The 8,839-nt window shown below is 28.6% G+C and carries 9 protein-coding genes; 5 read left to right on the top strand and 4 right to left on the bottom strand.

Annotated features, from left to right (window positions below; genetic code table 11):
• The 4 genes from kdsA to Q1J48_RS03355 form a co-directional block, all read right to left on the bottom strand.
• On the bottom strand, positions 1-623 hold a 623-nt coding region (gene kdsA, locus Q1J48_RS03370), incomplete at its 3' end, for a 3-deoxy-8-phosphooctulonate synthase (RefSeq protein WP_300361237.1).
• Positions 624-648: 25 nt separating this feature from the next.
• Positions 649-2,091 (bottom strand): UDP-N-acetylmuramoyl-L-alanyl-D-glutamate--2,6-diaminopimelate ligase, encoded by a 1,443-nt coding sequence (locus Q1J48_RS03365; protein WP_300361235.1) that lies wholly within the window; start codon positions 2,089-2,091, stop codon positions 649-651.
• Positions 2,092-2,112: 21 nt separating this feature from the next.
• Positions 2,113-2,553, bottom strand: a complete 441-nt coding sequence (locus Q1J48_RS03360; RefSeq protein WP_300331486.1) for a PTS sugar transporter subunit IIA — start codon at positions 2,551-2,553, stop codon at positions 2,113-2,115.
• An 8-nt stretch (positions 2,554-2,561) separates the two neighbouring features.
• Entirely contained in the window at positions 2,562-3,512 is a 951-nt protein-coding gene (locus tag Q1J48_RS03355) for an ROK family protein (protein WP_300361232.1), read from the bottom strand.
• A 248-nt stretch (positions 3,513-3,760) separates the two neighbouring features.
• Between Q1J48_RS03355 and trpS the strand changes: the two genes are divergently transcribed.
• From trpS to Q1J48_RS03330, 5 genes are all read left to right on the top strand, one after another.
• Entirely contained in the window at positions 3,761-4,744 is a 984-nt protein-coding gene (trpS, locus tag Q1J48_RS03350) for a tryptophan--tRNA ligase (RefSeq protein WP_300331480.1), read from the top strand.
• A 16-nt stretch (positions 4,745-4,760) separates the two neighbouring features.
• Positions 4,761-5,456, top strand: a complete 696-nt coding sequence (locus Q1J48_RS03345) for an AzlC family ABC transporter permease (RefSeq protein ID WP_300331477.1) — start codon at positions 4,761-4,763, stop codon at positions 5,454-5,456.
• A complete protein-coding gene (locus tag Q1J48_RS03340) occupies positions 5,449-5,757 on the top strand; it encodes an AzlD domain-containing protein (protein WP_300331474.1) in 309 nt (102 codons plus the stop codon). The genes Q1J48_RS03345 and Q1J48_RS03340 overlap by 8 nt, the downstream gene beginning before the upstream one ends.
• A 14-nt stretch (positions 5,758-5,771) precedes the next feature.
• Positions 5,772-6,023: a hypothetical protein gene (locus Q1J48_RS03335; RefSeq protein WP_300361229.1), complete on the top strand. Its 252-nt coding sequence runs from the start codon at positions 5,772-5,774 to the stop codon at positions 6,021-6,023.
• A gap of 207 nt (positions 6,024-6,230) precedes the next feature.
• On the top strand, positions 6,231-8,837 hold the full coding sequence (locus Q1J48_RS03330) for a calcium-translocating P-type ATPase, PMCA-type (RefSeq protein ID WP_300361226.1): 2,607 nt from the start codon (positions 6,231-6,233) through the stop codon (positions 8,835-8,837).
• Positions 8,838-8,839: the final 2 nt, after the last annotated feature.

The raw sequence follows: 8,839 nt of genomic DNA, 5'->3' as shown, positions 1-8,839 counted from the left end.
TGAACTGAATGAGTAGCATCAAATACAACTGGAACACCAAACTTTCTCATCTCAAGTAATCCCCTCATATCCACAACAAAATTGTTATACCCAAAAACATTTCCTCTCTCACATAATAAAACATTTGGATTTCCTATTTCATCCATTTTAGTAACCACATTTTTCATATCCCAAGGAGCTAAAAATTGCCCTTTTTTTACATTTACAGGCAAACCTGTTTTTCCTGCTGCCACAATTAAATCTGTCTGTCTGCATAAGAAAGCTGGTATTTGTAACATGTCTACAACCTTAGCAACTTTTTCACACTGCCAAGACTCATGAACATCTGTAATAACAGGAACTTTTACCACATCTTTTACTTTCTTTAATATTCTTAGCCCCTCTTCCATTCCTACTCCTCTGAAAGAATGAATAGAAGAACGGTTTGCCTTATCAAAAGAAGATTTAAAAATATAGTTTATTCCTAGTCTATCACAAATCTCTTTTATCTTTGTTGCAACTTCTATTGACATCTCTTCACTTTCAATTGCACAAGGACCAGCTATTAAAGTAAATCTTTGTTTCCCACCTATTGTAAAATTTCCAACTTTTATTTCTCTTGTTTTTTCTAATTTATTTAACATCAATCCTTTTCCTTTCTTAAATACTTTATTTCTTTAAATTTTTTATAGCTTTTATTACCTCTTCTTTATCATCAAAATGTATCTTTTCTCTTCCTATGATTTGATAATTTTCATGACCTTTTCCAGCTATTAAAATTATATCATTTTTTTCTGCTATTGTAACAGCTTTTTCTATTGCTTTTTCTCTATTTACTTCTATTAAATGATTTTCTTTCTTCAACCCTACAATAATTTCTTTTATAATCTCTTCTGGATCTTCTGTTCTTGGATTATCTGATGTAACAATAACTATATCACTATATCTCTCTGCTATTTCTCCCATTATTGGACGCTTACTTTTATCTCTATCTCCACCACATCCAAAAATAGTTATTACTCTGTTAGTTTTAAATTCATTGATACTTTTTAAAATATTTTCCAAAGCATCACCTGTATGAGCATAATCAACCACAACTGTAAAATCACTTTCAACATTTACAGGTTCAAATCTTCCTGGAGCTCCATGAATTAAAGGTATTTTTGAAATTATCTCCTCATCTGAAATTCCTAAAGTTTTAACTGCTCCAATTGCTCCTAGTAAATTATATAAATTGTATCTACCTAAAAGTTTTAAATTTACTGTATATGATTTATCAAATATCTTAATAACAACCTCTTGTCCTTCTCTTGAGATTTTATTTATTTTCCCTTGAATATCTCCATTTTCTATTCCATAACTAATACCATTTGTGTATTGATAATATCTTCTTCCATAATCATCATCTATATTGATCACAGAATTTTTTTTATCTTTTACTAAATCAAATAATTTTCTCTTAGCTAAAAAATAATTTTCCATTGTTTTATGATAATCTAAATGATCTAAAGTAAGATTTGTAAATATTCCAGCCTCAAATCTTAACATATTTACTCTACCAATACTTAGTCCGTGAGAACTTACCTCCATTATCAAATATTTTATATTTTTTTCAACCGCTTTTTTACATATTTTTATAATCTCTAATCCTGATGGAGTTGTATTTGGCGCAGGAATTATTTCATTACCTATTTTATATTCAACAGTCCCTATTCTAGCAACATTTTCTTCTCCTAAAATACTTTCTAAAATATAAGTTGTTGTTGTCTTTCCGTTTGTTCCTGTAACACCAATTATTTTAAGATTATTTTGAGGATAATTATAAAAATTTGATGCTATAACTCCCATCTTTTCTCTTAAATTTTTCACTAAAAAATAATTTATTCCCTCTTCCATCTCCACTTCCTTTTCAACTAAAATAGTTGTAGCTCCATTTTCTATGGCTTTAGAAATAAATTTATGCCCATCTACTACTGCTCCTTCAAGAGCTAAAAAAATGTCTCCTTGATTTATTTTTCTTGAATCAAATTCCATATTTTTAATCTCTATCTCATCCGAAACTTTTTGTAAAATTTCGTAATCAATATCTTTAAATAATTGACTAATAATCATTAAATTATCCTCTTTTCTATTTTATATTTTATCTTTAAAAATTTTTATTATTTCCATTTTATCTGTTTCTTCATTTAATTTTTCTACCATTTCCAAATCGTCCATTATCTTAGCAAATTTTTGTAACCAAGCCATATGAGTTTTAGTATCTAAAGCAGAAATAACAAAAATTAATTTTACTTTTTCTTTTATCTTTGGAAAAAAAACTCCTTGGTTTACTTTTAAAAAAGAAAGTCCATTATTTTTTACCTCTTGATTTGGACGAGAATGAGCTAAGATTATATTATGATCCACTAAAAATCTATCACACTCTTTTTGAATATTCATCTTAACTTCATCTATATATTTTTCAGTTATACATTGATCCATTAATAATGATCTTGATGCTATCTCCACTGCCTCTTCCCAACTTTTTACTTCATCTAAAACTTCTACTCTAACATCTATTCCACTTATAAACATAATATCACCTATCCAATAAGTGCAGATGCACCATAAATCCCTGCATCATTTCCTAATATTCCAATCTCTATACTGAAATTTTCCTCTAGTGTTACTCCCATAGCATATTTTTTTAGTTTTTCTTTAACTCTATCTAATAATATATCACCAGCCAAAGAAACTCCACCAGCTAAAATAATTTTTTCAGGGTTTATTATATTTAAAATATTTCCTATTCCCATCGCTAAATATTCGGCCTCATAATCAACTATATCAATTGAAAATAGATCTCCCTCTTTAGCACAATCAAATATATCTTTAGCCTCTACTTTTTCTATATTTCCTTCTAATTTTTCATATAATTTATTTTTTTTATTAACTTTTAATCTTGATATAGCTTCTCTCTCTATTCCAGTAGCTGAGGCATATGCTTCAAAACACCCCTTTTGTCCACAACCACAAAGCAGTCCATCTTTAACTAGCTTCATATGTCCAACTTCTCCACCAGCTCCATTAAATCCAGATATTATTTTTCCATCTACAAATATTCCGCCACCAATACCTGTTCCGATAGCTATTGTCACACTAGATAAAAAACCTTTCCCTGCCCCGTACTTAGCTTCTCCTAATGCTATAACATTTACGTCATTTTCTAATTTTGTTTCTTTTCCACTTATTTCTTTAAATAATTTTGCTATATTTATATTTTTTTCCCAAGGAAAATTAGCAAAAAATCCAACTATCTCTTTATTTTTTACTGGTCCTGGTATACCCATTCCAACACCTAGAACTTCAGTAGAATCTATTTTACTTTTATCCAATAGTTCTTGTATTTTATCCCATATTCTTTTTAAGGTATTTTCTACCCCTTCTATTGAAAGAGTTTTTATTATTTCTTTTTGAATTATCTTTCCCTCTTCATCAACAATACCTATTTTGGTATTTGTTCCACCTATATCTACACCCACAGTATACTTCATAAAATCAGCCCCTTTTTTAATTATTCCGTATACTTATATTATAATATATACTATCTTCTTTTCGCAATTATTATTTTGATTTTTAAGGGTTTAGATCAAGTTTTTTTGTTGATTTTTTAAATCTTGATTATTATAAAATATAATGGTATAATTTTTGTTGAACGCTAATTTAAGGTACAATTTTCAGTACTTTAAGTTAGATATTTTTATGATAATTATTATAGTTTTTATTATATAGGAGGAATTTTATGAAAAGAAGTCTATCTGGTATCCAACCTAGTGGAACTTTACATCTTGGAAATTATTTTGGAGCTATGAAACAATTTATTGAAAATCAGGATAAATATGAAGGTTTTTATTTTGTAGCTGATTATCACTCTCTTACTTCTCTTACAAAACCTGAACTTTTAAGAGAAAGCACTAAAAATATTATTTTAGATTATCTTGCTCTTGGACTAGATCCAGAAAAATGTACTCTATTTTTGCAATCTGATGTCCCTGAACATGTAGAGCTTTCTTGGTTACTAGCAAATGTAACTCCAGTTGGACTTATGGAGAGAGGACACTCTTATAAAGATAAAATAGCAAAAGGATTATTTCCTAATACAGGACTTTTAACTTATCCAATCCTTATGGCTGCTGATATTTTAATGTATGACACTGATATTGTTCCTGTTGGAAAAGATCAAAAACAACACTTAGAAATGGCTAGAGATATTGCTATGAAATTTAATCAACAATATGGTGTTGATTTCTTCAAACTTCCAGAACCTTTAATTATGGAAAACCTTGCAATAGTTCCTGGAACTGACGGACAAAAAATGAGTAAATCTTATGGAAATACTATAAATATGTTCGCTCCAAAAAACGTTCTAAAAAAACAAGTTATGTCTATTGTAACTGACTCTGCTGAACTTGAAGAACCTAAAAATCCTGATAATAATATATCACAACTATACAAACTTTTCGCATCTGAAGAAAAATATCAAGAGATGAGAAATAAATTTATGGCCGGAGGATATGGATATGGACATGCTAAAAAAGAACTTTTAGAAGCTATCCTTGAATACTTTAAAGATGCTCGTGCTCGTAGAGAAGAATTAGAAAAAAATCCTGACTATGTAGAGGAAGTTCTAAGAAAAGGAGCTTTAAAAGCTCGTGAAATAGCTGTTAAAAAAATAACTGAAGCTAAAAAAATCGTTGGTTTAATGGGAAATATCTATAACAAATAAAGGATAAAATAAATTTATGAATAAATATGAATTAAAACATTCATTTTCATTAGGAGTGTCTGTTGGAATTTCTTATATTCCAATAGCTCTCACTTTTGGAATTTTTGCAAAAAACTCCGGTTTAACTTTGTTAGAAGCTTTTTGCTTTTCGTTTTTTGTTATAACTGGTTCTGGGCAAATAATGGGACTTAATCTTTGGAATGCTGGTACAAATTTAGTTGGAATTTGGTTTACAGTTCTTTTGATGAATCTTAGATTATTTCTTATGGGATCATCTCTTAGTAAGATGTTGAATAAAAAATGTAAAAAATTTCTACCTATAATTATTCCTCTTATTACTGATGAATCTTTTGCTTTAGCAGCTCTACAAGAAAAAAAGATTTCACCAGAATTTATAGTTCCTATTGAGACTTTAGGTCATTTTTTCTGGTGGTTTTTCACTATTGTTGGTTATAAACTAGGTGGTATTCTTCCTAAAAATATAAGTGATAGTATGGGGATTGGACTTTATGCTCTTTTCATTTCTATGTTAATCCCTCAAATGAAAAAATCTCTTCCTATAACAATAATTGTTTTAATGTCTGGTTTTTTCAATTGGTTCATAGGATATTTAAAAATTTTTCCAAATGGTTGGAATATGATTTTAGCTATACTTATATCTTCATTTATTGGTAGTTTTATTTTTAAAGATAAGGAGGAAGAAAATGAATAAGGACATATTTTTGTTAATCTTTGGTTTAGCTCTAGTAACTTTTTTACCTAGATTTTTACCTTTTAAACTTTTAGAAAATGTCAGCTTTTCAAAAAGAATCTCCCTTATTTTAAAATGTATACCTTTTGCTGCTATTGGAGCTCTTATCTTTCCAGATTTTATAAAATCTGTACCTGGAAATACAAGTGCTGCTTTAATTGGTGGAGCGTCAGCTTTTTTATTTTCTTTATTTTTTAAAAATTATCTTTATGTTGTTATTGGAAGTATTATCACAACATATTTTGCTATAACACTTTTATAATCAAAGGAGAAATTATGCAAAAAGATTTTTGGCATTCATGGTTTAAATTAGTTTTAATGTTAATTGGTATCTTAGCAATTTGGGTTGGTATTTTATTTATTGGAACTCATTTTTTTGGAGAAGCTTTTGAAAAAAATAAAATTATACATTATATGCTACTTATGATTATGGTTATTAAAGCAAAAGATATTTTTTTAAAAGATATTGGTGAAAAGAAAAAGAGTGATAATAAAGATGAAGAAAAAAAAGATCAACAATCTTTATAAAATTTTCTTGCATATTTTTTTTAGAAATGCTATACTAAATTGACAATTGATTGATGAAAAGGGAGTAGTTTAATTTGCAATGTCAACAATCTCGACAGCTCTTCTGTCTGGTATTGCAAGCCTTTCGATTTTGTAGGTAACGAGACTTTTAATATAGAAATATATTAAGGGTCTCTTTTTATTTTTAATTTTACTTTAGGAGGAATCATGAAAAAATTTTTTAACCAATCCACAAAAGAATTATTTGATGAATTTGGTATCACGGAAGAAGGACTTAGCTCTGCTCAAGTAAAGGAAAATATGGAAAAATATGGTCTTAATCAACTTGAAGAAGGGGAAAAAGAAAGTGCTTTTTCTATATTCATTTCTCAATTTAAAGATGTCTTAGTAATTATTCTTATCATTGCTGGATTCATCTCTATGTTCACTGGAAACTTTGAAAGTTCTATTGTTATATTTGTTGTTATCACAATGAATGCCATTCTTGGAACTGTTCAACACATCAGAGCTGAATCATCTCTTGAAAGTTTAAAGAATCTTTCTTCTCCAAAAACTCGTGTAATCAGAGATGGAGAAAAAATGGAAATCAGTTCTAAAAATGTTGTTGTTGGAGATATTATCCATTTAGAAGCTGGAGATATTGTTCCTGCTGATGCAAGAATTATTGAATGTTTCTCTTTAAAAGCAAATGAAAGTTCTCTTACTGGAGAGTCTGAAAGTATTGAAAAAACTGATGAAATTATAGATAAAACTGATCTTCCTTTAGGTGATCAAAAAAATATGATATTCTCTGGTAGCCTTGTTACTTATGGTAGAGGAACTGCTGTTGTTGTAAAAACTGGAATGAATACTGAGATTGGTAAAATTGCAACTCTTATGAAAGAAACTAAAGAAAATCTAACTCCACTTCAAATATCTTTAGATAATTTTGGAAGAAATCTTTCTATCTCTATTCTAGTCCTTTGTGCCTTTGTCTTTGGAACTAATATTTTTCATGGGCTTACTGTGGTAGAATCTCTTCTATTTGCTGTTGCTCTTGCTGTTGCAGCTATTCCAGAGGCTTTAAATCCAATAGTTACTATTGTTCTTGCAATTGGTACACAAAAAATGTCTAAAGAAAATGCTATTATAAAAAAATTAAAAGCTGTTGAAGGATTAGGTTCAGTTTCTATTATCTGTTCTGATAAAACAGGAACTCTTACTCAAAATAAAATGACTGTTAAAAAAATCTATATTGATGAAAAAGTTATTAATTCTGAAGATATTGATTTAAATAATAATTTACAAGGTTCTTTAATTAAATTCTCTTGTTTATGTAGTGATGCTATCAGTAGTAATGGTTCTGAAATTGGAGATCCAACAGAAACTGCTCTAACTAATCTTGCCAACAAACTTGGTATGAAAGAAACTGAAATAAGAAATAATCACAAAAGATTAGCTGAAATTCCTTTTGACTCAGATAGAAAATTAATGTCTGTTCTTTGTGATGTAGATAATAGAAATCTTATGATAACAAAAGGTGCTTTAGATGTTATTTTAAGAAGAACTAAATATATTCTTACAAGTGAAGGAATAAGAAAAATAAATAGCTCTGATATTAAAAATATTGAAAACACTAACTTTGAAATGTCTAACAATGGTCTTAGAGTTTTAGCTTTTGTTGTTAAAGAAGCCAATAAATTAACTCAACTAAACTATGAAGATGAAAATGATTTTATATTTGTGGGACTTATATCTATGATAGATCCTCCTAGACCAGAATCTAAACAAGCTGTTGCTGATTGTATAAAAGCTGGTATCAAACCTATTATGATAACTGGAGACCATAAAATCACAGCTTCTGCAATTGCTAGAGAAATCGGTATTCTAAGAGATGGAGATAGAGCTTTAGAAGGTATCGAACTTGAAAAACTTTCTGATGAAGAATTTGAAAAAGAGATAGAACATATTTCTGTTTATGCTAGAGTTTCTCCTTCTGATAAAATAAGAATTGTGTCTATGTGGCAAAAAAAAGGAAATATTTGTGCTATGACTGGAGATGGAGTCAATGATGCACCAGCTCTTAAAAAAGCTGATATTGGTATTGCAATGGGTATCACAGGAACTGAAGTTTCTAAAGATGCTGCTTCTATGATTTTGACAGATGATAACTTCTCTACTATTATAAAAGCTGTTGCTACTGGAAGAAATATTTATGCTAATATTAAAAACTCTATTAAGTTTTTATTATCTGGAAACTTAGCTGGTATAATTTCTGTTTTCTATGCTTCGATTTTAAATTTACCTATGCCTTTTGCACCTGTTCATTTACTATTTATCAATCTAGTAACTGACAGTCTTCCTGCAATTGCTATTGGAATGGAGCCTGGTTCAAATAAAGTTTTAGAAGAAAAACCAAGAGATATAAATGAGCCTATTTTAACAAAAGAATTATCAACAAAAATTCTTTTAGAAGGATTGCTTATAACTATATTTGTACTTATCGGTTTCTATAAAGGTTTGGAAATTTCTAAAGAGTTAGGAATGACAATGGCATTTTCAATTTTATGTCTTGCTAGATTATTCCACGGATTTAACTGCCGTTCAAATAGTAGTATTATAAAACTTGGATTGAGATCAAATATATTCTCTGTATTTGCTTTCATAATAGGAACTTTCCTACTTACTTTAATTTTATTGGTTCCAGCATTTGGTAAATTCTTTGAAACTGCTCCTATTAACTTAGAACAATTAGGAATGATTTATTTACTTGCTTTTGTTCCTACATTAATAATACAAATAATAAAATTTATTAGATATGATTTAAAAAAATAATT

The organism is Fusobacterium sp. (assembly GCF_029258315.1).
GTDB lineage: Bacteria > Fusobacteriota > Fusobacteriia > Fusobacteriales > Fusobacteriaceae > Fusobacterium_B.
This window is presented reverse-complemented; position numbering and strand designations above follow the sequence as displayed.